Origin of the sequence: Thermocatellispora tengchongensis, from assembly GCF_014202315.1 — a bacterium.
In the GTDB taxonomy this organism is placed as follows: Bacteria; Actinomycetota; Actinomycetes; order Streptosporangiales; family Streptosporangiaceae; genus Thermocatellispora; species Thermocatellispora tengchongensis.
The window spans coordinates 198,247-222,311 of the sequence record NZ_JACHGN010000016.1; the positions used below are offsets into that span (position 1 = coordinate 198,247).

Here is a 24,065-nt window from a genome sequence, read left to right on the forward strand (position 1 = left end):
CAGCCGCGCCACAGCCGCGTGAAAGCCACCTGGCAGCCGCGTGCCCGACCCTGTGGGCGACGAACGACCCCACAGCGGAAGGACTCACACCATGCTCCACACCACCACCGCGCCCGCCCCCGCCGCCCCCGTCCGGCTGCGCCCGCTGCTGCCCGGGGAGACAGGACCGGTCCTGGAGGTCTTCGACGGCCTCTCGCCGCGCTCGCGCTACCTGAGGTTCCTGGCCCCCATGCCCCGCCTGCCCGGCCCGGTGCTGCGCGTGCTGACCGACGTGGACCACGACCGCCACGTCGCCTACGTCGCCCACGCCGGCGCACCCGGCCACGGCCCCGCGATCGGCATCGGACGCTACCACGTGCTGCCCCGCGACCCCGCGACGGCCGACCTCTCCCTGGCCGTGATCGACCCCCACCAGCGCCGCGGCGTGGGCCGCATGCTGCTGCGCGCCCTGACCGACACCGCCCGCGCCCGCGGCCTGCACGCCCTGGAGGTGACCATGAGCCCGCAGAACCACGCCATCCTGCGCCTCATCCACCCCGTACGCCCGCGCCTGAGCGACGGGCTCTACCAGGCCCGCATCCCCCTCACCTGACCCGCCCCGGGCGCGGATCAGGCCGGCGAGGAGGCGGCCAGGATCGCCGCCTGCGCCGCCTCACGCATCGCCGCGTGCAACACCGCGTTCGACTCGCGCTCGGTGCGCGCCTCCACGATCCGCGGCCCCTCCCCGCGCAACGCCTTCGACAACTGCTGCGGCTCGGTCACCTGCGTGTACGGCGTGCCGGTCGCCGCCGCCACATACGCCAGATCCACCCCGTGCGGGGTGCCGAAGACCCGCTCGAACGGCTCGCGCAACGCCGCCTGCGGCAGCAGCGAGAAGATCCCGCCACCGTCGTTGTTCACCACCACCAGGCACAGATCCGCGCGCGGCTCACGCGGCCCGGCGATCAACCCGTTCTGGTCGTGCAGGAACGCCAGATCGCCCAGCAGCGCGTACGCCGGCCCGTTGTGCGCCAGCGCCGCCCCCATCGCCGTGGACACCGACCCGTCGATCCCCGACGCCCCCCGGTTGGCCAGCAGCCGCAACCCCCGCCGCGGCCGCATCGCCTGATCCAGGTCGCGGATCGGCATCGAGGACCCGCAGAACAGCAGCGACCCGTTGGGCAGCACGTCGGCCAGGTCACGCGCCAGACGCGGCTCACTCAGCCCCGACCCGTCCAAAACCTCGTCGATCGCCGCCCGCGCCGCCATGTCGGCCCGCCGCCACGAATGCAGCCAGGAGTCCTCACCGGAGGCCACCGGGATCTCCACCGCCTGCGCCACCTGCGTGGCCGAACGGGTCGGATCGGGCCACCGGGTCAGATCGGGCGCCACCACGATGTGCTCCTCGGCCCGCTTCAGCCACGACAGCAGCGGACGCGACAACCCCGGACGGCCCAGCGTCACCACCACGTCCGGACGGTGCGCGTCGGCGAACTCCGGCGTGCCGAGCAGGAAGTGGTAGGCCGAGATCGCATGATCGCCGTAACGCCCGCCGCCCTGCGGCTCGGAGATCACCGGCCAGCCCGCCATGCCCGCCGCCGCGACGTAACGCCGCACATTCGCCGCACCGTCGCCGACCACCAGCACCCCGCGGCGCGTCGGCGGGATGTGCAGCGACACCGGCGGCGGCGCCACCCTGGCCCGCACCCACGCCCCGCCGGCGTCGCCGTCCAGCGGCTCACACCACCCGTCGTCACCGTCGGGCACCAGCGGCTCGCGGAAGGCCAGATTCAGGTGGACCGGCCCCGGATCGGCCGGGCCCAGCGCCCGCTGGTAGGCCCGGCAGGCCAGCGAACGCCAGTAGGCGACCTGCCCCGGCCGGTCCTCCGGCACCCCCACCTCGGCGAACCAGCGCACCGCCGCGCCGTACATCTTGACCTGGTCGATGGTCTGGTTCGCACCGGTGCCGCGCAGCTCCGGCGGCCGGTCGGCCGTCAGCACCAGCAACGGCACCCCCGACTCGTGCGCCTCCACCACCGCCGGGTGGAAGTTCGCCGCCGCCGTGCCCGAGGTGCACACCAGCGCCACCGGCCGCTCCGAACGGCGCGCCAGACCCAGCGCCAAAAACGCCGCCGACCGCTCGTCGATGCGCACGTGCAGCCGCAGCCGCGACTCGGCGTGCGCCGCCAGCGCCAGCGGCGCCGAGCGCGAGCCCGGCGCCAGCACCACATCGCCCAACCCGCACCGCACCAGCTCATCGACCAGCACGGTCGCCAGCGCGGTGGCGGGGTTCACGGCGCCTCCTACGATTCAGCTTTGACGGGCCGGGGGACGGGACGGCTACGGGCGGCGCGGGAAGCGCGAGAAGTCGGGCTTGCGCTTGTCCTTGAACGCGTCGCGGCCCTCCTGCGCCTCCTCGCTCATGTAGTACAGCAGCGTCGCGTCACCGGCGAACTGCTGCATGCCCGCCGCGCCGTCGCTCACCGCGTTGATCGCGCCCTTGAGCATCCGCAGCGCCAGCGGCGACTTCTCCAGCAGCTCCCGGCACCACTGGACGGTCTCCTCCTCCAGCCGCTCCAGCGGGACCACCGCGTTCACCAGGCCCATCTCCAGCGCCTGCTTGGCGTCGTACTGCCGGCACAGGTACCAGATCTCGCGCGCCTTCTTCAGCCCCACCGTCTCGGCCAGCAGCCACGCGCCGTAACCGCCGTCGAAGGACCCCACCTTCGGCCCGGTCTGACCGAAGACCGCGTTGTCGGCGGCGATGGTCAGATCGCAGCACACGTGCAGCACGTGCCCGCCGCCGATCGCGTAGCCCGCCACCATCGCGATCACCGGCTTGGGCAGCCGCCGGATCTGCACCTGAAGGTCCAGCACGTTCAGCCGGCCCACCCCGTCGGAGCCGACATAACCGTCATCTCCGCGGATCTTCTGGTCACCGCCCGAACAGAACGCCTGGTCACCGGCGCCGGTCAGGATGATCGCGCCGATCTCGCCGTCCTCGCGCGCCCGGTTGAAGGCGTCCTGCAGCTCGAACAACGTCGTCGGCCGGAACGCGTTACGCCGCTCAGGCCGGTTGATCGTGATCTTGGCGATCCCCTCGGCGGTGTCGTAGAAGATGTCCTCGTACTCCCCCGACCGCTTCCAGTCGACCGTGCTCACGATCACGCTCCTCCGCTCGCTCACCCCGCCGACCGAGGGACGCGGGGGGCCGGGGCCGCCCCCGGCGACAACCGTCTCACGACCGCCGCACACCACCGAGGTCCGCCCGCCCGGACTCCCCCGGCCATTGTCCGGCTTGTCGGCACTAACCTTACGACCGTGCCAGAGACGTTCGTGCACGCGCACCGCCATTGCGCCCCCGGCGCCGCCGGCGACAGGCCCCTGCGCGCCCTGCTGCTGCCCCCCGGCCCGGCCCTCGCCGAACGCCTCCGCGCCGCCCTCGACGGCGCGGAGCACGCCGTGCTGCCGCTGCCGGCCACCCTGCCCGACGCCGCCCGCCACGCCGCTCTCGCCGCCCTGCGCCCCACCCACGTCGAGACCGCCGACGGCCTGCGCCCCCACCCCGGCGGCCTGCCCGTGCCCGCCGACGTCGCGGTCGTCGTGGCCACCAGCGGCTCCACCGGCGCCCCCAAGGGCGTGCAGCTCACCGCCGCCGCCCTGCGCGCCTCCGCCACGGCCTCGCTGCGCAGGCTCGGCGCCCGGCCCGGCGCACGATGGCTGTGCTGCCTGCCCCTCGACCACGTCTCCGGGCTCCAGGTGCTGGTACGCGCCGCGCTGGGCGGCACCGAGCCGATCCTGCACGCCGCCTTCTCACCGCGGGCCGTGCTCGACTCCGGCGCCGACTACGTCTCCCTGGTGCCCACCCAGCTCCGCCGCCTGCTCGACGAGACCGGCGACCTGTCCGGCTGCCCGGCGATCGTCCTCGGCGGCGCCGCCGCCGCACCCGGGCTGCTGGCCGCGGCTCGCGAGGCGGGGGCGCGGCTGGTGACGACGTACGGGATGAGCGAGACCTGCGGCGGATGTGTGTACGACGGCCGGCCCCTTTACAATGTAGATCTAAAGATCGGGGACGACGGCCGGATCAGGATCGCCGGGCCCATGCTCTTCTCCGGCTACCGGCTGCGCCCCGACCTGACCGCCGCCGCCACCGAAGGCGACTGGTTCGTCACCTCCGACCTGGGCGAGCTGAAGGACGGCCGGCTGCGCGTCCTGGGCCGCGCCGACGACGTCATCAACACCGGCGGCGAGAAGGTGGTCGCCGGCGTGGTCGCCGAGGTGCTGCGCGCGCACCCCGCGGTCGCCGACGTCGCCGTGGTCGGCCGCCCCGACCCCGAGTGGGGCGAGAAGGTCGTCGCGGTGGCCGTGCCCGCCGACCCCGCCGCCCCGCCCACCCTGGAGACGCTGCGCGCGCTGGTCAAGGACCGCCTGCCCGCCCACGCCGCGCCCAAGGAACTGCTGGTGCTCCCCCGCCTCCCCCTGCTCCCCAACGGCAAACCCGACCTGCAGGCGCTGCGGCGGGCGCCGTGACCGGGACGGCCACCAGGGCGGCGGCCGTCCCGGCCCGCCGTCACAGGAAGATCTGGCTGCCGTGCTCGTCGATGTGGTCGGCCATCTCGTCGTCCAGCCAGAGCCCGCCGGTCGCGAGGTACCTGAACCGGTGGGCTCCCGAGGGCAGGATCACCGAGATCGTGCGTATGCCCCGGCGCCGGGGCAGCAGCTCGTGCCTGCCGGGCTCCCACCCGTTGAAGTCGCCCACCACGCTGACCACACCCGGAGGATGATCGAGGGGCAGCGAGAAGGTGACGCGGGTCTTGCTACCGAACAGCCGTGCACGTGTGAGCATGAGGGGAGGCTCCCTTCGGGGTTGAGCCCTCCCACCCTCCCGCCCCCCGCGCGCGCACACGTGCGCGACACGCGGCGCGTAACAGCGAGTTCACCCCCATTTCACGCCCGCCACGGCCCCCCGCCCGGCGGCGGCTCGCCCGGCGCCTCGGCCGCCGGTCACCGGCCGCCGCGGCGGCGGGGCCGGAGGGCGTGACGGTCAATCCGCCCGCACGCGGCCGGTCAGGACCTCCGAGCGGGCCCGGCGCGCGGCGCGGATCAGGTGCTCCCGCAGCTCCGCCCCGCCGCCGGTCTGCTCGCACACCCAGTCCAGCTCGGCCGCCAGGGTGGTGCCGAAGATGCCGGGGTCGTCGGAGGAGACCACGACCGGCAGCCCGGCGGCCAGGAAACGGTGCACCGGATGGTGCGCCGGGTCGGCGATGCCGCCGATGCGCCGGTTGGAGGTGGGGCACACCTCCACGACCGCACCGGTCGCGCGCACCCGGGACATGGCGTAGTCCTGGCGGTGGCGCACCTCGGCCAGGCGGTCGCGGTCGTAGGAGACGGTCACCACGGCGTCGCCGGGCAGCGCGGCCAGCCGCGCCCGCTCCTCCTCCAGGGCGGCCGGGTCCACCCGCACCCCCGCCGCCCGCAGGCCCTCGCGGTGACGCAGGTCGTAGCCGATCTGGTCCAGGCGCTCGGCGGCGGACTCGGTGCGGGTGTGCGGGCCGTACGCGCCGGGGTCCACGCCCAGGGCGATGGCGTGCCCCAGCCGGTGCGCGCCCAGCTCCGCGGCCTCCTGCACCCACCGCACCGCGCTCTCCAGGCTCTTGTCGCGGAAGCTCTCGCCGACGTGGTACAGGATCGCCAGCGCCCGCTCCGGGTGGGCGTCGTTGAAGGCGCGCACCTCGGCGAAGAACTCCGCGACGTCCTTGGGCGGGTGCCCCTCCTCCACGTGGCAGAAGTCCACGCCGGTCAGCACCGCGCCGTGCGGGCCCAGCGCGATCTCCCGCACGCGGTCCCAGGCCGCCCACGGGTCGGCGCGGTGCAGCGACAGCGCCAGCCGCTCCGCAGGCCCGGCCGGCCCGGCCCCGTCGCGGTCGTAGGCGGCCAGCAGCGTGTCCAGCACCGCCCGCTCGCCCGGGGAGTCCAGCCCCCGCCCGAGCATGATCCGATGCTCGGCGTAGCCGACACCGTGGCGCACGTGGTCGGCCCGGACGCCGGCGGCGAACCCCGCCACCTCCGCCCGGATCGCCTCCGGCGGCCCGTGCCGGTCACCCAGCGCCGAGGCCACCACCAGCAGCCGGAACTTGGCCTGGAACCGCCCGAAGTCGCCCGCGTCGGCGTCGCCGAAGACGAACAGGCCCGCGAACTCCGCGGCGGCGGCCGCATCGCCCTGGCGGTACCGCTCGACGATCTCGCGCACCGGCGGGACCTCGCCGTACGCCGCCGCCATGGCCTCCTCGTACTCCTGCCAGCGGACCTTCTCACAGCCCGCCAGATGGCGCAGCAGGGCCTCGGGCCGGATGCAGCCGTACAGATGCAGGTGCAGCTCGCTCAGCACACGATCGAGGGTCACACACCCGCGGGCATACCTCAACGCGATAAGCCGCGGGCGCCGGGGGGCGCGTGCGCCATCCCCGGCGCCCGGCGGCGGGGCGTCAGCGGTAGACGCCGGGGTGGGCGCGCAGCCGGTCGGGCAGGCGCACCGTGATGAACTCGTTGTCGTCCGGCTTGCCGGGCGTGCGGCCGTTGGAGAAGGGGAAGTTGTTGTCGTCCAGGACGCCGATCGTGCGGTCGTCCAGGATCACCACGTCCTCGATGGTCTGGAACGGGAAGCGGAAGGTCTCCCCGAACCCGCCCAGGCGCTTGGGGTTGGCCAGGTCGAGCAGGTCGGCGGCGAGCTTCTTGTCCAGATGGCCGTCACGGTCGCGGTCGCGCTTGTCGGCCAGGTAGATCCGCTTGACCCTCGCCGCGTCGCCCTGGTTGTTGTCGCGCTCGATGATCAGGAACCGGTGCTCGTCCACCGCGACGGCGTCGCCGATCGCGTGCGCCGGGTCGTCCAGCTTGTACGTCCACCGCTTGCCGGTGTAGGCGCGCTTGCGCGGGTCGAACTCGTACATCCGCAGTGTGCCCGGCTCGTCGCCGCTGACGGTGCCCTCCAGCAGCGGGTACAGCCACCGGCCGTCCACCGAGCGGGCCATGCCCTCAAAGCCCTTGCTGCCGCCCAGGTTGGGCTGGGAGCCGTTCAGGTGCGGGTTCTCCGGTGCCTTGACGCCGGGCAGCGCGACCGGGGCGTCCAGCAGCACGCCGGTGGCGGAGAAGTGCAGCAGGAACGGGCCGAACTCATCGCCGATCCAGTACGTGCCGTCGCTCACGCGCACGATCGACTCCACGTCGAAGTCGGCGCCGGTGAGCACCCGGTCGGAGCGGGTCAGCGGCCAGGGCACCTTGCCGTCGGGGTCGGACAGGTTGAACCCGCCCAGCAGCTTGATCTGGCCGGTGCGGAAGTCGGGCTTGATGCGGTGCACGCGCAGCAGGAAGTCGGCGCTGTTGGCCTTGCCGCCGTACCCGTTGTCCGACAGCACGTCGAAGGTGCCGTCGTGGCGGCGCACGATGCCGCTGAACCCCTGCACGGGCTGGCCGGTGAACGGCGGGGTCACGCCGTTGATCGGCGCGGTGCCGATCAGGGAGCCGGAGGGCTCGCTGCCGGGGACGAAGGTCAGCGCGGGCAGCGCGGCGAAGCCGGTCAGCGTGGCCCGGCCGGAGCCCGCGGCCTGGGCCGTGGCCGGCACGGCCGCGGCGGCGAGCAGCCCGGCCAGCACCGCGGCGCCGGCCGCAAGGGAGATGCGTTTCATGCCCCGCACGCTACGGGCGTCACATTAATCACATTCGAACGCCGGGCAACGGGAGCGGGCCGCCGCGGGCCACGCCGCGCCGGACGCCCGGCGAGGAGCGGCGGAATCGCGCCCCGGCGCCGGAGATCACGCGGCGGGAACGGGACGGCAAGCCTGCGGTCAGCGGACTGCAAGTCTTCATTCAGCGGACGGGCGCATCCTGAGGGTGCGAATCAGAGCTTCGCCGAAGAGGGTGCCATCATGTGCCAGCATCAGCCCGCCTGCCCCAGCGCCTACGCCCCCGACCGTGAGGCCGCGCACGTGGTCGCCAGCCACCCCGACCAGGGGTGGAGCCTGCTGTGCAACGGGATCGTGTACTTCGAGGACACCGGCCTGCTGCTGCCCGACGGCACGGTCGTGACCCCGCACCGGGTGCTCGCCCCAGCCGCCTGAATCATCCGGCCGAGCGCCTTTACTTTGTAGATTCCGTTCCTGCCCGGAGCGGCGCCGCCGCCTCGGGCCCCGGGCCGGGAAGAGGGCGCACAGGTTGCGCACGGCCGGACGGGAGCCGGTCCTGCGCCAGGCCGGGTCGAGCGTGATCGACGGGCCGGAAGGCCATCTCGCGGCGCAGCCGCGCCTCGGTGCCGGGCCGGTGCGGCGCTGCTGACGCAGGCGCTGCCGCCGGTGGCGCTCATTTGCCCCTGCGACGCCGCCGCCTGGTCGAGGAGGTGACGGCCGAGCGGGACGAGGGACACGCCGATCCCCGCGGCCACGAGCCCTATGATGACGCGCATCCGCGCCGCCTCCGGCACCACACGCGGCTCGAACCCGGCTCGGCGGTCACCCGGCTGATCACGTCGTGGGAGACCGGACCGGCTTCACCGTCGCCTGCCGTCCGGGGTCCCGCTGTTCGCCGCCGGCGCCGCGTTCCCGCCGAAGCTCGCGCTGATCGCGGTGGCGCAACGTGGCCGTCTTCCATCTCGGCGTGTTCCCCGGCGTGGCGGCCTGGGCCGGCGACCGGCCGCCCCCGCCCGCCGCCGGGGCGGCGGCGTGCGGGCGGCCGATCGTCTGCACCTGACGCCACGCGGGCGAGGCGGCGGTGCTCACCCCTTCAGGCCGGTGTGCGCCAGGCCCTCGATGAACTGGCGCTGGGCCAGCACGAACACCACCAGGATCGGCAGCGCGGTCATCGTCGCCGCCGCGAGCTGCACGTTCCACATCGGCCCGCCGTACAGGTCCACGAACTGCGTCAGCGCCTGCGGCAGCGTGAACAGCTCCGGCGAGGACAGGTACACGATCGGCTCCAGGTACAGGTTCCAGGAGTGCAGGAAGGTGAAGATGGCGACCGCGCCCAGCGCCGGGCGGGCCAGCGGCAGCGCCACCCGGTAGAAGGTGCCGAAGCGGCCCAGCCCGTCCACCCGCGCGGCCTCCTCCAGCTCGCCGGGCAGGCTGATGAAGAACTGGCGCATGATGAACGTGGCCAGCACGCTGGGCGCGCCCAGGATCGGCACCACGATCAGCGGCCAGTGCGTGTTGGTCAGCCCCAGCGTGTGGAACATCTGGAACAGCGGCACGATGGTGACCTCGCTGGGGATCAGCAGCCCGGTGAGCACCACCACGAACAGCACGTTCTGCCCCGGGAAGCGGATGCGGGCGAAGGCGTACCCGGCCAGGGCCGCGACCGCCATGGTGCCGGCGGTCACCACGGCGGCGATGTAGAGGCTGTTGAAGTACTGCTGGGCGAAGGGCTGGATCTCGAAGACCTGGCGGTAGCTGGAGAAGTCCCAGGTCTGCGGCAGCAGCTTGGGCGGGAAGGCCAGGATCTCGCTCATCGGCTTGACCGAGGAGGTGACCATCCACCAGGTCGGGAACACGAACGGCACGCACAGCACGCACAGCAGCGCGTACAGCGCGAGCTTCACCCTATGCCTCATTGAAGACCCACTTCCGGCGCAGGCGCCACTGCAGCAGCGTGAGCGCCGCGACGATGAGGAACAGCAGGACCGAGATCGTGGCGCCGTAGCCGAAGTGATGGAACTGGAACGCCTGCTGGTACAGGTAGTAGATCAGCACGGTGGTGGAGGTGCCGGGACCGCCCTGGGTGAGCACCGCGATCTGGGCGAAGACCTGCAGCGACCCGACGACCGTGATGATCGAGGTGAGCAGGATGGTGGGGCTGATCAGCGGGACGGTGATGCGGCGGAACCTGGTCCAGGCGCCCGCGCCGTCCATCTTGGCGGCCTCGTAGAGCTGGGCGGGCACGCCCTGGAGCGCGGCCAGGAACAGCACCATGTTCAGGCCCACGTTCTTGATCACCTGGACCACGATCACCGAGAGCATGGCCGTGGCCTCGCCGCGCAGCCAGTTCGGGCCGTCGATCCCGGCCGCGCCGAGCACGCCGTTGATGCCGCCCTCGGCCTGCAGCAGGAACTTCCACACGATCGTCCAGGCCACCAGCGAGACCAGCACCGGGGAGAAGAACAGCGTGCGGAACAGCGTCGTGCCGCGCAGGCGCTGGTTGAGCAGGATCGCCAGTAGCAGCGCCAGGGTCAGGTTCAGCGCCACCAGGCCGGCGGAGAAGATCCCGGTGGCCGCCAGCACGGAGCGCAGGTTGGCGTCGGCGGCCAGCTTGGCGTAGTTCTCGGCGCCGGTGAACTCGAACGTGCCCGCCAGCACGTTCCACTCCTGCATGCTGTACCAGCCGACCAGGACCAGCGGCAGCAGCACGAACACCACGCTGCCGGCGAGCTGCGGCGTGATGAACAGGTAGCCCACCAGGTAGTCGCGGCGGCGGATGGTCCAGAAGGGCCGCCGGGCGGCGGCGCGCTCGGCCACCGCCCGGGTCTCGGCCTCGGTCACGACCATCTCACGCGCCCAGCATCGGCTGGATCTTCGCGCACACGCCGTCCAGGACCGCCTTGACGTCGGCGCCCGGCTTCCACAGCGGGTCCAGCGCGGTGCGCACGGTCTGCAGCAGCTCCTCCTGGCCGGTGTGGGTCGGCTTGACCACGCCCTTGCCGATGCCCTCGATCACGACCTGCTGCAACTGCTCCTGCTTGAGCAGCGGGTTGCTCTTGGCCAGCGTCTCGGCGGTGAGCAGCGACTGGCGCGGCGGCGGGAAGAACTGGGCGAGCTTGGCGGAGTTGGCCTGGTTGGTGAAGAAGGCCAGGAAGTCGGTGGCCAGCTCGGCGTTGGGCGACCTCTTCAGCACGCCCACCCCGGCCTGGCCGATCACCGCGTACTCGCCCTTGGGGCCCTTGGGCAGCGGCACCAGGTCCCAGCCGAAGCCGGCCTCCTTCAGGGTGCCGGCGCGGGAGATCTGCGAGACCGCCATGGCCGCGTCGCCGGCGGTGAAGTCCACGGTGGTGCCGGGGCCGGGCACCGCCTTGTCGGTGAAGACCGACTTGTGGAAGAACGTCATGGCCTCGACCATCTCGGGGCTGTTGAAGGTGCAGGTCTTGCCGTCGGCGCTCCAGGCGGAGGCGCCCCAGCCGCCCCAGATCGTGGACAGGTTCGTCCAGTTCTTGTAGTCGTCGAAGTCCGGGATGACCAGGCCGGCCTTGCCCTTCTTCGCCACGGCCGCGCTCATGGCCATGGCCTTCTCCCAGGTCCACTCCCCCGACTTCACCAGGTCGGCCGGGTCGTCCTGGCCGGCGTCCTCGAGCAGGTCGGTGTTGACGAACATGCCGAACGGGGAGGTGGAGAACGGGTAGGCGTACAGCTCGCCGTCCTTCTCCCACAGCTTGGTCACGCTGGGGATGAGGTCGGCGGCGTTGTCCAGCTTGGCCTTGATCGGGGCCAGCGCGCCGGAGGCGACGAAGTCGGGGGCCGAGCCCTCCAGGATCCACGCCAGGTCGGGCGGGTTGCCGCCGGCGATCTGGGTGGTGAGCGTGGTGGTGTACGTCTCGGCCGGGATCGACTCGAACTTGATCTCGGCGACCTCTGGGTGGGTCTTCTTGTACTCGGCGGCGATCTCGTTCAGCAGCGTCAGGTGCGGCTCGCTGGCGGTCCACACCGTCATGCGCAGCGTCTTCGGGCCGGCGGACTGCGCGGGCGTGCCGCCGCCGCCGCACGCGGAGACGGCGAGCACGGACAGGGCCGCGACGGCGGCGAGCTTCCCGAGTGGTCTCATCAGGGTGGTTCTCCTTCTCGGTGGGTCCCCCGAGTGGTGATCTTGGGTCGGTAGCCGGTTCAGTAGCCGGTCACGTCCGGCCAGCGCAGCTCGACCCCGTCGTCGGTCAGGCGCCGCTGGTAGTCCGCCAGGAGCCCGGCCCGCTCCCGTACGGCGTGCGGCGGCACGCCGTTGTCCAGGCAGAAGGCGGCGAGCGCCCCGGCGGCCTCGCCGATGTTCCACTCCACCGGGTGCAGCCGGTACGCCCCGTTGGTGATGTGGGTGGTGCCGATGTTCTTGCCGGCGGGCAGCAGGTTCGTCATCCGCTGCGGCAACAGCGCCCCGAGGGGGATCTGGAACGGCGAGCAGCCCACGTCGATGTAGTTGTCGCCGCCGGTGGAGGGGTGCAGGTCGATGCGGTACATGCCGACCCCGACCGAGTCGGGGTAGGCGACCGCGCCCTTGTCGCCGCGCACCTCCAGCGACAGGTCCTGCTCCACCACCGTGTACAGGGCGCGGATGCGGCGCGACTCGCGGATGTAGGGGGCCTGGGCCAGGCCGTCGGCGCCCCCGGTGACGTCGCCGCGCAGCCGCAGGCCGGGATAGCCGGTGCCGCCGTCGGGGCGCGGGGCCTCGGTCTGCAGCCAGTACAGCACGCACTTGGACAGCTCGCGGGCGCCGGCCAGGTGCTCGGCGGCGTCGGGCACGTCGAAGACCGGGCCCTCCAGGTAGTCGATCATCGGCCAGTTCACCAGCGTGATGTCGCTGGCGTACGCGCCGGGGACGAAGTTGCGCCGTGCGGCGATCCTGCGGAAGGTCCACAGGTCGCCGTCGCCGGGGTTGACCCGCTGGTCGGCGCGGACGGCGAGGGTGTCGTCGTCGGGGTTGGGGGTGAAGGTGCGCTCGGTGATCTCCAGGGTGCGCGGGCTGGGGCAGCGCCACGACAGCAGCCGGTCGCCCCAGAACGGCGGCTGGTACTCCCGCCAGAAGCCGTAGGAGGCGGGCCGGTCGATGGTGTGGTCGCCGTCCACGTGGTCCACGGCGAAGCACACCGACACGGCCTGCATGTTCAGCGGCTGCGCCTCCGGCGGGGCGCTGGGCTCGCCGGTCTCGGCCTGGGACTCGAAGCCGGTGACGTACTCGGTGCCGGTCAGCGGCAGCAGCTCGCCGGTCTCGGTGGCGTCCAGCACGAAGGGGGCGTGCGCGGTCAGCTCCCCGCCGCCGTCGCGGTGCGCCAGGCGTACGCACGTGACCCGGTCGCCGTCCACCTCGGCCGAGACCGGCCGGTACGGCTGGAGCACCCGCAGCCGGCCCGAGCCCCGGTAGGGGGCGAGCATGGCCTCGATCACCGCCACGGCCACGCGCGGCTCGTGGCACAGCCGGCTCACGTGCCCCGACCCGGGGTTGAGCTCGCGCCAGGCGCGGGCGCCCTCGGTCAGCGGGTAGTGGTCACGGTAGTAGCGGCGGATGCCCTCGCGCAGCGCGCGGTAACTGGCGGTGATCCCGAACCGCTCCACCCAGGAGTGCTCGTCGGGGGGCACGGCCTGGCTGGTGAGCTGGCCGCCCAGCCAGTCGTACTCCTCGGTGAGGACCACCGTGCGGCCCGCCCGCAGCAGGGCCAGCGCGGCGGCCACGCCGCCCAGCCCGCCGCCGACGACGACCGCGTCCGCCGAAATCTCACGCACGTGAAAGGCACCTTTCTGGGTTGTCGGCCGCGCTCGTGGCGCGGTCACCGTGTCGCGCCGGACGGCGCGGCCAGCGTCGAGCCCTCCACCGGCTCGCAGGCCAGCAGCTCCTGGGGGGTGCCGCCGCGTTCGAGCACCTGGGTCAGCAGCTCGACGGCGCGGTGGCCCATCTCCCGGCGCGGGATGCGGAAGCCGGAGAAGTCGATGTCGATGTGGACGGGCCGGGTCAGCGCGCCGAGGGCGAGCACCGACAGGTCGGCCGGGACGCTCATGCCGCGCTCCCTGGCCGCCTGCACCAGCGTCACGCCGTCGGCCGACTCCTCCACGAACACCGCGGTCACGCCCGCGGCCAGCACGTCCTCCAGGCGGGGCTCGCGCAGGTGGACGCCTTCCACGCCGAGCGCGGCCGTCGCCTCGCGGAAGCCGCGCATGCGGTCGGCGTAGGACTCCGCGCCCTCGCCCGCGCCCACGTACGCCAGGCGCCGGTGCCCGCGGGCGACCACCCGCTCGGCCAGCTCGCGGACCGCGGGCGGGTAGTCGGCGCCGACGTACGGCACCGGCCCGCCGGCGTCGTCGCGGCGGCCCACCGACACGAACGGGATGCGCTCGGCGATCAGGCGGGCCAGGTCGTCGCGGTCGATGGTGCGGCCCAGCAGCACGCACCCGTCGGCCAGGCGCACCCGGCTGTCCTCGCTGAAGATCCGCCGCCGGCCGCCGTGCGCCTTGCCGCTGGTGAACAGCAGCAGGTCGCACCCGGCCTCCTCGGCGCACTCCTCGATGCCGACCAGGAACGGGTGGTAGAAGTCGGCGCTCGCGGCCGGGAAGACGGCCTCGTAGGTGAACACGCCGAGTATCCGGTTGCGCCGGTCGGCGAGCCGCCGCGCGACCGGGTCGGCGACGTAGCCGGTCTCGCGGATCACCCGCAGGACCCGCTCGCGGGTCTCGGGCGCGATCCGCACCTCGGAGTCGGCCCGGTTGTTGAGCACCAGGGACACCGTCGTCTGGCTCACCCCGGCCATGCGGGCGATGTCCTGCTGCGTCAGGCGTCGTATCACGGTGCGTTACATCCCGTCGAAGCTGATAATGCGCATTAGTAGCGCGGTGAGGCATCATTCTGAAACACGCCCCGCACTCCGTCAAGAGCCGGTTTTTCCTGGGCTAATTCGCATTAGCCCCTTGACGTCGGGCCCCGGTGTGGCGGATGGTTGCCTCGGCCGCACCACGACGGACGGTGAACGTGATCCGCCGCAGGGGGTCCTCGCGCCCGCCGCCGGGCCCGGTGGGAGGATGCCGGGGTGACGTTCCTGGTGGTGGGTGAGAGCATCGTCGACCTGATCGGCGCCCCGGGCACCTGGCGGTTCACCGCCGTGGCCGGGGGCAGCCCGATGAACGTGGCGGTGGCGCTGGCGGCGCTGGGGCGGCCGGTGCGCTTCGCCGGCGAGGCGGGCGCCGACTTCTTCGGCGACCTGCTGCGCGGGCACCTGGAGGCGTACGGGGTGGGCTCCGGCGAGCTGGCCGAGGCGCCCGCGACCAGCCTGGCCTTCGCCCGGATCGGCGAGGACGGCTCGGCGTCCTACGACTTCCGCTTCCAGTGGCGCCTGCGGGCGCCCATTCCCCTGGAGGGGGTCTCATGCCTGCACACCGGCTCGCTGGCCGCGCTGGTCGCGCCGGGCGGGGAGCACGTGCGGGCCCTGATGCGGGCCGCGAGCGAGGCCGGGATCACGGTGTCCTACGACCCGAACGTACGCCCGTCGCTGCTGGGCGATCACGCCGAGGCGGTGGCGCTGGTGGAGGAGTGCGTGCGGGCCTGCGACCTGGTCAAGGTGAGCGCCGAGGATCTGGCCTGGCTGTACCCGGGCGAGCCCGGCCTGCGGGTCGCGCGCCGCTGGGCGGATTGGCGCGGGGGGCGGCCGGTGGTGGTGACCCGGGGCGCGGAGGGGGCCGCGGCGGTCGCGGGCGACGCGTTGATCACCTGTCCGGCGCCGCGGGTGCGGGTGGCCGACACGGTGGGCGCGGGCGACACCTTCACCGCGGCGTACCTGTCGGTGCTGGCCGGGGCCGAGCCCACGCCCGAGCGCGTCGCGGAGGCCCTGCGGTACGGCTGCGCCGCCGCGGGGGTGGCCTGCACCCGCGCCGGGGCGGTGCCCCCGGCGCCCGGGGAGATCGCCGAGCTGCTGCCCTCGCTCGCCGCGACCGTGGCGTGAGCGGGATCACTCCAGGACGGCGTTGTCCAGCCAGAAGTCCAGGATCTCCTTCTCGCCGATGATCTGCGCCCGCGCGGTGGTGGGCGGCAGCCGGCGGTAGAGGATGAGCAGCAGGTCGGCGAGGGGGGCGCGGAGCGCGACGCCGGCCTTGGCGTGCGCGCGGCGCCAGGCGAAGCCCTCGGGCTCCAGCTCGATCAGCCATTCGGCGGTCAGCTCGGGCGGGGTGTCGGTGGCGTGCAGGTGGATGCTGCGGTTCCGGCCGCGCAGCCCGGCCAGGCGGGGCACCGAGTCGCGCAGGTCCTGAAACAGCTCCAGCAGCTCGTCCACGGCGTCGGCGGCCAGGTCCTGGGCCAGGGTGTAGCCCTGGCCGAGCGCGAAGGCGGCGTCGGCGCGGTGCACGGCCGCGTCGTGGGCGGCCCGGCGGGCCCAGGCTCCGGAGAGCTGCTCCAGCCCCCACACGCTCACCTCGACGTCGGCCCCGGCCTTGCGCAGGGACGCGGCGCAGCGGGTGGCGCCGTCGGCGAGCCAGGCGTCCAGGACGCCCGGCTTCTCGGCGTCCCTGCCGGTGTCGGCGGGCACCGGCGTGTCGGGGGCGTCGGCGCTCCCGTTGCGCACGGCGGCGTCGAGCGTGTGCAGGTTGCCCGCGACGTGACGCACGAGGGTGGCCAGGGACCACCCGGGGCAGGTGGGCACCGGCGTGGACAAATCGGCGTCGGCGAGCAACCGCCGGATCATGCCGGTCTGCTCGGCGATCTCGCGGCAGTAGCGTTCGTGTCCCAGCAGCGTCATCTCGTCCCCCCGCCGGCGTCTCCCGATCGGCCCGTTCCGCTACCCATTTTGACCGGCGTTACCGGCGTTTGGGGCCCCGGCCGTCGATGCGCCCGAGCCCGTGCGCGCCGGCGGGGCGAGTTAGCGCTGACAACGGTGAGTCGCCGATCGGATGCGCCGCCGTTCCTCGGGCGACGCGCGTAAAGGTTCTGTTTCACAGACGTTATCCCGGATCGTTGACATCCGATTTGTTAGCGATAACACTCGGGGCCCAAGGCAGGAGTGACACCTGGCCGCCAGCGCGGAGAGACCGACCGGCCGGTCGCCGGTCCTTTCGCGTACCACCCCCTGCGCGAGGAGACACATCATGAGGTTCGGACGGATCGCGACGGTCGCATCGGCGATCGCGCTCGCCGCCACGATGACGGCCTGCGGGTCGAGCGAGAAGACCGTGGACGTCGAGGCCAGGTCCGGCGACAACAGCGGCGCCCTGGTGGGGGTCACGATGCCCACCAAGTCGTCCGAGCGCTGGATCAGCGACGGCGAGAACGTCAAGGCCGGGCTGGAGAAGCTGGGCTACAAGGTGGACCTGCAGTACGCCGAGAACGACATCCCCACGCAGGTCAACCAGATCGAGAACCAGATCACCAAGGGCGCCAAGCTGCTGATCGTGGCCTCGATCGACGGCACCGCGCTGACCACCCAGCTCCAGCAGGCCGCCGACAACAAGATCCCGGTCATCGCCTACGACCGGCTGATCCGCAACAGCCCGAACGTCGACTACTACACCACCTTCGACAACTTCAAGGTCGGCGTGCAGCAGGCCACCTCGCTGCTGGTGGGGCTGAAGGTGAAGAACGCCGACGGGTCGGAGGGCTCGGCCAAGGGGCCGTTCAACATCGAGCTGTTCGCCGGCTCACCCGACGACAACAACGCCACGTTCTTCTTCAACGGCGCGATGTCGGTGCTCCAGCCGTACATCGACAAGGGCGTGCTGACGGTCAAGAGCGGCCAGACCGACTTCAAGACGGTGGCGATCCTGCGCTGGGACCCGGCCACGGCGCAAAAGCGCATGGAGGACATCCTCACCAAGACCTACACCGGTGACGCGAAGGTGGACGGCGTGCTCTCGCCGTACGACGGCCTGTCGATCGGCATCCTGTCGGCGCTGAAGAGCAACGGGTACGGCACCTCCGGCCAGCCCTACCCGGTCGTGACCGGCCAGGACGCCGAGCTGGCCTCGGTGAAGTCGATCATCGCCGGCGAGCAGTACTCCACGATCTTCAAGGACACCCGCGAGCTGGCCAAGGTGACGGTCACCATGGCCGACACCGTGCTCAAGGGCGGCAAGCCCGAGGTGAACAACACGGCCGACTACAACAACGGCGTGAAGGTCGTCCCGTCGTACCTGCTGGATCCGGTGATCGTGGACAAGACCAACTACGAGAAGATCCTCGTCGGCAGCGGCTACTACACCGCCGACAAGCTGGGCTGAGAGCACCTGCGGCATCGGGGGCGGGCGCCGCGCGTCCCGCCCCCGCCTGAGAGGGCCTGGAGACAGTGAGCGACCACATCCTGCTGATGCGCGGGATAACCAAGACCTTCCCCGGCGTGACCGCGCTGCAGGACGTCAACCTCTCGGTGCGGCGCGGTGAGATCCACGCGATCTGCGGCGAGAACGGCGCGGGGAAGTCCACGCTGATGAAGGTGCTGTCGGGGGTGTACCCGCACGGCTCGTACGAGGGCGAGATCGTCTTCGACGGCGAGCCGTGCCGCTTCGGCGGCATCCGCGACAGCGAGCACGCCGGGATCGTGATCATCCACCAGGAGCTGGCGCTGTGCCCGCAACTGTCGATCGCGGAGAACATCTTCCTCGGCAACGAGCGGGCCTCGCGCTGGCTGATCGACTGGAACCGCACCAACCACGAGGCCGCGCGGCTGATGGAGCGGGTGGGCCTGCGCGAGAGCCCGGTGACCCAGGTCGCCGACATCGGCGTGGGCAAGCAGCAGCTCGTGGAGATCGCCAAGGCGTTGTCGAAGGAGGTGAAGCTGCTCATCCTGGACGAGCCGACGGCGGCGCTGAACGACGAGGACTCCGCGCACCTGCTGGACCTGCTGCGCGGGCTGCGCGACACCGGCATCACCTGCGTGATCATCTCGCACAAGCTGAACGAGATCATCGAGATCGCCGACTCGATCACCATCCTGCGCGACGGGCGCACGGTGGACACCCTGGACCGGGCCGACGGGGTCACCGAGGAGCGGATCATCGCCGGCATGGTGGGGCGCGACCTGGAGCACCGCTTCCCGCCGCACGAGCCGCGCATCGGCGCGGAGGTGCTGCGGGTGGAGGACTGGACCGTGCACAGCCCCACCCAGCCGGGCCGCAAGGTGGTGGACGGCGCGTCGCTGACGCTGCGGGCCGGCGAGATCGTGGGGCTGGCCGGGCTGATGGGCGCGGGCCGCACCGAGCTGGCGATGAGCGTGTTCGGCCGGGCGTACGGGGTGAACATCTCCGGGCGGCTGTACAAGGACGGCAGGCGCATCGAGCTGCGCAGCGTGCGCGACGCGATCGACCACGGCATCGCGTACGCCACCGAGGACCGCAAGCGCTACGGGCTGAACCTGATCGAGGACATCAAGCGGAACATCTCCGCCGCCGGGCTGCCCGGCCTGGCCCGGCACGGCTGGGTGAACGAGATGGAGGAGTACCGGGTCGCCGAGGGGTTCCGCCGGAGCATGAACATCAAGGCGCCCGGCGTGACCAGCACCGTGGGCAAGCTCAGCGGCGGCAACCAGCAGAAGGTCGTGCTGTCGAAGTGGATCCACACCGACCCGGACGTGCTGATCCTGGACGAGCCGACCCGCGGCATCGACGTGGGCGCCAAGTACGAGATCTACACGATCATCAACCGGCTGGCCGACGAGGGGAAGGCGATCTTGGTGATCTCCTCGGAGCTGCCGGAGCTGCTGGGCCTGTGCGACCGGATCTACACCCTGTCGCAGGGCCGGATCACCGGCGAGGTCCCGCGCGAGGAGGCGACCCAGGAACGCCTCATGTACCACATGACGATCGGACAGGAGTAGCCCCGATGAGCAGCATCTCGCCCGCCGGCGTCGAGGCCGGGCCGAAGGACGGCAAGGAAGGCGGCTCGGGCCCGCCGCGCCGGCCCGGCCGCGTGGCGCTGGGCAGTCTGTCGATCAACGTGCGGCAGAGCGGCATCTACATCGCCTTCGCGCTGATCGTCGTGCTGTTCACCGTGCTGACCGACGGCGCCATGCTCCAGCCGCAGAACATCTCCAACATCATCGTGCAGAACTCCTACATCCTGATCCTCGCGGTCGGGATGATCCTGATCATCATCGCCGGGCACATCGACCTGTCGGTGGGATCGGTGGTGGCGGTCACCGGCGCGGTGGCGGCGGTGCTCATGGTCGACTTCGGCGTGCCGTGGCCGCTCGCGCTGCTCATCACGCTGGTCGTGGGCGGCCTGATCGGGGCCTGGCAGGGGTTCTGGATCGCCTACTTCGGCATCCCGTCGTTCATCGTCACCCTGGCCGGCATGCTGCTGTTCCGCGCGCTGACGCTGACGGTGCTGGGCAACCAGGGCATCGGCCCCTTCCCCGACGCGGTGCGCACGCTGTCCAACGGGTTCACCGACGGCTACCTCGGCAACATCGGCCTGGGCGTGCTGGGCGGGGCCGACCTGTTCAGCCTGCTGGTGGGCCTGATGGCGGTGGCGGGCATGGTCGCGGCGCAGTGGCGGACCCGCACCGCCCGCGCCGGCTACGGCCAGGGCGTGGACCCGCTGCCGGTGTTCGTGCTGAAGACGGCCGCGGGCGCGGCGCTGATCATGGCGGTGGTCGTGCAGCTCGCCCGGTTCAAGAACCTGCCGTGGGTGCTGGTGCTGCTGGCGGTGCTGGTGCTGGGCTACTCGCTGCTGGCCAACCGCTCGGTGTTCGGCCGGCGCATCTACGCCGTGGGCGGCAACCTCCAGGCGGCGGTGCTGTCGGGCATCAAGGTCAAGTCGGTGGTGTTCTGGATCTTCGTGAACATGGGCGTGCTGGCGGCCATGGCCGGGATCATCTTCGCCGGCCGGCTGAACCAGGCGGGCCCCACCGCGGGCAACTCCTTCGAGCTGGACGCCATCGCGGCGGCGTTCATCGGCGGCGCGGCGGTGCAGGGCGGCGTCGGCAAGGTCGTGGGCGCGATCACCGGCGGCCTGATCATGGGCGTGATCAACAACGGCATGTCGCTGATCGGCTCCCCCAGCGAGCGGGTCATGCTGGTCAAGGGCATCGTCCTGCTCGCCGCGGTCGCCTTCGACGTGTGGACCAAGCGCCGCGCCGGCGCGGCCCGCTGACCGCCCGTCAGGCGGGCGGCGGCGCGACGCTGGAGCGCGAGATGAGCGCCGGGGCGATGGTGCGGCGCTCGGTGACGGCCCGGCCGGAGTCGATCTGGCTCAGCAGCAGGCTCAGCCCGGCCTGGGCCACGGCGCCGAAGTCGGGGCGGATCGTGGTCAGCGGCGGGATGAGGTAGGCCGCCTCGGGCACGTCGTCGAAGCCGACCACGCTGACCTCCTCGGGCACGCGCCGGCCGCGTTCGTGCATGGCGCGCAGGATGCCCAGGGCGAGGTGGTCGTTGGCGGCGAAGACCGCGGTGACCTCGGGCATGCGCGAGAGCATCTGCCCGGCGCGGTACCCGGCCTCGGCGGTCCAGTCGGCCGGCACCAGCGGCGGCACCTCGGCGCCCGCCTCGCGCAGGGTGCGCTGCCAGCCCTCGATGCGGCCCGCGCTGTCGAACCAGTCGCGCGGGCCGGAGACGTGCCAGACGGTCCGGTGGCCGGCCTCCAGCAGGTGCCGGGTGGCCATGGCGGCGCCGGCCCGCTGGTCCACGGTCACCAGCGCGCCGGGCCGCTCGGGGTCGCCGTCGATGGTGACCAGCGGCACGTCGATGGTCAGGTGCTCCAGGGCCTCACCGGCCGACACCACCGGAGCTATCACCACGATCCCGGCCACCCGCTGGTCGAGGTGGCGCTCGACCGCGCCGGCGATCGAGCGCCGGTCGAGCCTGCGCACGCTGCCCACGCTCACCGCGAACCCGGCGTCGGCCGCCGCCTGCCCGAAGGCGGACAGCAGCGACGCCGGGCCGTACAGCGTGGAGTTCTGGGTGACCACGCCGAGCAGGCGGGAGCGGCCGGTGGCCAGCGCCCGCGCCGCCTGGTTGGGGCGGTAGCCCAGCTCGGCGATGGCCGCCCGCACCCTGATCCTGGTCTGCTCGCGGACGTTGGGGTGGTCGTTGAGCACCCGCGAGACCGTCTGGTGCGACACCCCCGCCAGGCGGGCGACATCGGTCATCGCCGGCCCGCGAACGCTCTTTTTCTCCACCCCGGAACCTCATTCACACAGATGCCAGAAATCCACCGCCTCCATTTTGGACCGTGGAAGGCACCGGTGTGTCACCGGGCGGCGCTTATTTTCGGCGCTAACAATCCGAAACCCGGATTAACGCCTACAGGCCCTGGGCCAGGCGATAGTACGCCTGGTTCCAGCGCAGCTCGTTGGCGAAGCCCCGCGGGGTGGTGGCGGAGTCGATGACCAGCAGCTCCACCTCCAGCATGGTGGCCAGGTCGCTCAGCTCCTCGGTGCCGACCGCCGCCGACAGCACGGTGTGGTGCGGAGCGCCCGCCATCAGCCACGACTCGGCCGAGGTGCGCAGGTCGGGCCGGGGCCGCCACACCGCGCGCGCCACCGGCAGCTTCGGCAGCGGCTCCAGCGGCGGCACCACGTCGATCTCGTTGGCCACCAGGCGGAACCGGTCGCCCATGTCGGCCAGGCCCGCGACCACGGCCGGGCCGGGGGCGGCGTCGAAGACCAGGCGCACCGGGTCCTCCCGGTTGCCGATGCCCAGCGGGTGGATCTCGCAGGAGGGGGTGTCCGCGGCGATGGAGGGGCACACCTCCAGCATGTGCGCGCCCAGGATCAGCTCCTCCCCCGGCGCCAGGTGGTAGGTGTAGTCCTCCATGAACGAGGTGCCGCCGGACAGCCCGGCCGACATGACCTTCAGCGTGCGCAGCAGCACCGAGGTCTTCCAGTCGCCCTCGCCGCCGAAGCCGTAGCCGTCGGCCATCAGCCGCTGCACCGCCAGCCCGGGGAGCTGCCGCAGCCCGCCCAGGTCCTCGAAGTTGGTGGTGAACGCGCGGAACCCGCCCGCCTCCAGGAAGGCGCGCAGCCCCAGCTCGATCCGGGCGGCGTAGCGCAGCGAGTCGTGCCGCTCGCCGTCGGCGCGCAGCTCGGGCGCGACGCGGTAGAGGTCCTCGTACTCCTTGACCAGGGCGGTGACGTCGGCGTCGGCGACGGCGTCCACCACCTCCACCAGGTCGTTGACGCCGTAGGTGTTCACCGAGACGCCGAAGCGGAGCTGGGCCTCGACCTTGTCGCCCTCGGTGACGGCCACGTCGCGCATGTTGTCGCCGAAGCGGGCCAGCTTCAGCGTGGCCAGCTCGGCCCGGCCGGCCGCGGCCCGCGCCCAGGCGCCGATCCGCGCGGCCACGGCCGGGTCGCTGACGTGCCCGGCGACGGTCTTGCGGGGCACGCCCAGGCGCGACTGGATGTAACCGAACTCGCGGTCGCCGTGCGCGGCCTGGTTGAGGTTCATGAAGTCCATGTCGATGGACGACCACGGCAGGTCGCGGTTGGCCTGGGTGTGCAGGTGCAGCAGCGGCTTGCGCAGCGCGTCCAGGCCGGCGATCCACATCTTGGCCGGGGAGAAGGTGTGCATCCACGCGATCAGGCCGAGGCAGGCGGGGTCGGCGTTGGCCTCCAGGCAGGCCGTGCGGATGGCGGCGGCGTCGGTGAGGACCGGCCGCCACACCACCTCCACCCCCGGCAGCGCCGCGTCCAGGGCGGCGGCGATCTCCCGTGACTGCTCGGCGACCTGGGCCAGCGTGGCCTCGCCGTACAGGCCCTGGCTGCCGGTCAGGAACCACACCTTCACTTCGCGCTCCTCTGGCCGTAGACGTTCTGATAGCGGTCGAACAGGCTGTCGATGTGGTGAGGCTCGATCGGCACCGGCCGGCCGAGCTGGCGGCTGATGTGCACGGTGCGGGCGACGTCCTCGCACATCACGGCGGCCTTGACCGCCGCCTTGGGCGACTCGCCGATGGTGAACACGCCGTGGTTCTGCATCAGCACGGCGCGCGAGCGGTGCCCGGCCAGCGTCTTGACGATGCCCCGGCCGATGTCGTCGCCGCCGATCAGCGCGAACGGGCCGACCGGGATCGGGCCGCCGAACTCGTCGGCCATCGCGGTCAGCACGCACGGGATCGGCTCGCCGCGGGCGGCCCAGGCGGTGGCGTAGGTGGAGTGGGTGTGCACCACCCCGCCGACCTCGGGCATGTGCCGGTAGACGTAGGCGTGCGCCTCGGTGTCGCTGGAGGGGGCGTGGTCACCCTCCACGAGCTTGCCGTCCAGGTCGCACACCACCATGGACTCGGGGGTCAGCTCGTCGTAGGACACGCCGCTGGGTTTGATCACGAACAGGTCCTCGCCCGGCACCCGGCCGGACACGTTGCCCGCCGTCCAGGCCACCAGGTCGTAGCGGACCAGTTCGGCGTGCAGGCGGCAGACCTCCCTGCGGGTCTCCGTTATCACTTGC

21 protein-coding genes are annotated in these 24,065 nt (G+C 72.4%); 7 read left to right on the top strand and 14 right to left on the bottom strand.

The genetic code is table 11. From position 1 onward, the window contains the following. Window positions 1-91: 91 nt before the first annotated feature. The gene (locus HNP84_RS33375) at window positions 92-592 is read left to right on the top strand and encodes a GNAT family N-acetyltransferase (RefSeq protein WP_185053919.1); all 501 of its coding nucleotides are present in this window, start codon (window positions 92-94) and stop codon (window positions 590-592) included. A gap of 17 nt (window positions 593-609) precedes the next feature. Here HNP84_RS33375 and menD read toward each other — a convergent pair whose 3' ends face one another. Continuing rightward, entirely contained in the window at window positions 610-2,274 is a 1,665-nt protein-coding gene (menD, locus tag HNP84_RS33380; RefSeq protein ID WP_185053920.1) for a 2-succinyl-5-enolpyruvyl-6-hydroxy-3-cyclohexene-1-carboxylic-acid synthase, read from the bottom strand. 45 nt (window positions 2,275-2,319) lie between these two features. Then, entirely contained in the window at window positions 2,320-3,144 is an 825-nt protein-coding gene (menB, locus tag HNP84_RS33385) for a 1,4-dihydroxy-2-naphthoyl-CoA synthase (protein ID WP_185054124.1), read from the bottom strand. Between the two features lie 219 nt (window positions 3,145-3,363). Here menB and HNP84_RS33390 point away from each other — a divergent pair, with 219 nt between their 5' ends. Beyond that, window positions 3,364-4,509 carry an AMP-binding protein gene (locus HNP84_RS33390; protein ID WP_246519068.1) on the top strand — a complete coding sequence of 382 codons (1,146 nt, stop codon included), beginning with the start codon at window positions 3,364-3,366 and terminating at the stop codon, window positions 4,507-4,509. A 40-nt stretch (window positions 4,510-4,549) separates the two neighbouring features. Here the strand turns inward: HNP84_RS33390 and HNP84_RS33395 are convergent, their stop codons facing one another. From HNP84_RS33395 to HNP84_RS33405, 3 genes are all read right to left on the bottom strand, one after another. Then, entirely contained in the window at window positions 4,550-4,825 is a 276-nt protein-coding gene (locus HNP84_RS33395) for an isoamylase early set domain-containing protein (RefSeq protein WP_185053922.1), read from the bottom strand. Window positions 4,826-5,023: 198 nt separating this feature from the next. After that, on the bottom strand, window positions 5,024-6,382 hold the full coding sequence (locus HNP84_RS33400) for an amidohydrolase family protein (RefSeq protein ID WP_185053924.1): 1,359 nt from the start codon (window positions 6,380-6,382) through the stop codon (window positions 5,024-5,026). Window positions 6,383-6,464: 82 nt separating this feature from the next. After that, a complete protein-coding gene (locus tag HNP84_RS33405; protein ID WP_185053926.1) occupies window positions 6,465-7,661 on the bottom strand; it encodes an esterase-like activity of phytase family protein in 1,197 nt (398 codons plus the stop codon). Between the two features lie 240 nt (window positions 7,662-7,901). On the opposite strand from HNP84_RS33405, the gene HNP84_RS33410 reads away from it, so the two are divergent. Further along, the gene (locus HNP84_RS33410; protein ID WP_185053928.1) at window positions 7,902-8,093 is read left to right on the top strand and encodes a DUF5999 family protein; all 192 of its coding nucleotides are present in this window, start codon (window positions 7,902-7,904) and stop codon (window positions 8,091-8,093) included. Between the two features lie 650 nt (window positions 8,094-8,743). Here the strand turns inward: HNP84_RS33410 and HNP84_RS33415 are convergent. The 5 genes from HNP84_RS33415 to HNP84_RS33435 are packed head-to-tail and all read right to left on the bottom strand — an operon-like array spanning window position 8,744 to window position 14,491. Then, on the bottom strand, window positions 8,744-9,562 hold the full coding sequence (locus HNP84_RS33415; protein WP_221337067.1) for a carbohydrate ABC transporter permease: 819 nt from the start codon (window positions 9,560-9,562) through the stop codon (window positions 8,744-8,746). 1 nt (window position 9,563) lies between these two features. Next, window positions 9,564-10,499, bottom strand: a complete 936-nt coding sequence (locus tag HNP84_RS33420; RefSeq protein WP_221337068.1) for a carbohydrate ABC transporter permease — start codon at window positions 10,497-10,499, stop codon at window positions 9,564-9,566. A gap of 7 nt (window positions 10,500-10,506) precedes the next feature. Continuing rightward, on the bottom strand, window positions 10,507-11,772 hold the full coding sequence (locus HNP84_RS33425; RefSeq protein ID WP_185053934.1) for an ABC transporter substrate-binding protein: 1,266 nt from the start codon (window positions 11,770-11,772) through the stop codon (window positions 10,507-10,509). Window positions 11,773-11,831: 59 nt separating this feature from the next. Next, window positions 11,832-13,436, bottom strand: coding sequence for an FAD-dependent oxidoreductase (locus HNP84_RS33430; protein ID WP_312926356.1), 1,605 nt, complete (start codon window positions 13,434-13,436; stop codon window positions 11,832-11,834). Window positions 13,437-13,480: 44 nt separating this feature from the next. After that, the gene (locus HNP84_RS33435) at window positions 13,481-14,491 is read right to left on the bottom strand and encodes a LacI family DNA-binding transcriptional regulator (RefSeq protein ID WP_221337069.1); all 1,011 of its coding nucleotides are present in this window, start codon (window positions 14,489-14,491) and stop codon (window positions 13,481-13,483) included. Window positions 14,492-14,731: 240 nt separating this feature from the next. Here HNP84_RS33435 and HNP84_RS33440 point away from each other — a divergent pair, with 240 nt between their 5' ends. After that, complete coding sequence (locus HNP84_RS33440; RefSeq protein ID WP_221337070.1) at window positions 14,732-15,640, top strand: carbohydrate kinase family protein; 909 nt, start codon at window positions 14,732-14,734, stop codon at window positions 15,638-15,640. Window positions 15,641-15,646: 6 nt separating this feature from the next. Here HNP84_RS33440 and HNP84_RS33445 read toward each other — a convergent pair whose 3' ends face one another. Then, entirely contained in the window at window positions 15,647-16,429 is a 783-nt protein-coding gene (locus HNP84_RS33445) for a maleylpyruvate isomerase family mycothiol-dependent enzyme (protein ID WP_185053936.1), read from the bottom strand. Window positions 16,430-16,775: 346 nt separating this feature from the next. On the opposite strand from HNP84_RS33445, the gene chvE reads away from it, so the two are divergent. The 3 genes from chvE to mmsB all read left to right on the top strand — a co-directional run bounded on the left by chvE (window position 16,776) and on the right by mmsB (window position 20,772). After that, a complete protein-coding gene (gene chvE / locus HNP84_RS33450; RefSeq protein WP_185053937.1) occupies window positions 16,776-17,903 on the top strand; it encodes a multiple monosaccharide ABC transporter substrate-binding protein in 1,128 nt (375 codons plus the stop codon). An 86-nt stretch (window positions 17,904-17,989) separates the two neighbouring features. Then, a complete protein-coding gene (gene mmsA, locus HNP84_RS33455) occupies window positions 17,990-19,495 on the top strand; it encodes a multiple monosaccharide ABC transporter ATP-binding protein (protein ID WP_221337106.1) in 1,506 nt (501 codons plus the stop codon). A gap of 5 nt (window positions 19,496-19,500) precedes the next feature. Then, window positions 19,501-20,772, top strand: a complete 1,272-nt coding sequence (mmsB, locus tag HNP84_RS33460) for a multiple monosaccharide ABC transporter permease (RefSeq protein WP_185053941.1) — start codon at window positions 19,501-19,503, stop codon at window positions 20,770-20,772. Window positions 20,773-20,779: 7 nt separating this feature from the next. Here the strand turns inward: mmsB and HNP84_RS33465 are convergent, their stop codons facing one another. The 3 genes from HNP84_RS33465 to HNP84_RS33475 form a co-directional block, all read right to left on the bottom strand. Beyond that, on the bottom strand, window positions 20,780-21,766 hold the full coding sequence (locus tag HNP84_RS33465) for a LacI family DNA-binding transcriptional regulator (RefSeq protein WP_185053943.1): 987 nt from the start codon (window positions 21,764-21,766) through the stop codon (window positions 20,780-20,782). A gap of 154 nt (window positions 21,767-21,920) precedes the next feature. Beyond that, on the bottom strand, window positions 21,921-23,405 hold the full coding sequence (gene araA / locus HNP84_RS33470) for an L-arabinose isomerase (protein ID WP_185053945.1): 1,485 nt from the start codon (window positions 23,403-23,405) through the stop codon (window positions 21,921-21,923). Continuing rightward, window positions 23,402-24,061 (bottom strand): L-ribulose-5-phosphate 4-epimerase, encoded by a 660-nt coding sequence (locus tag HNP84_RS33475; RefSeq protein WP_185053947.1) that lies wholly within the window; start codon window positions 24,059-24,061, stop codon window positions 23,402-23,404. Before HNP84_RS33475 ends, araA begins: the two co-directional genes overlap by 4 nt. Window positions 24,062-24,065: the final 4 nt, after the last annotated feature.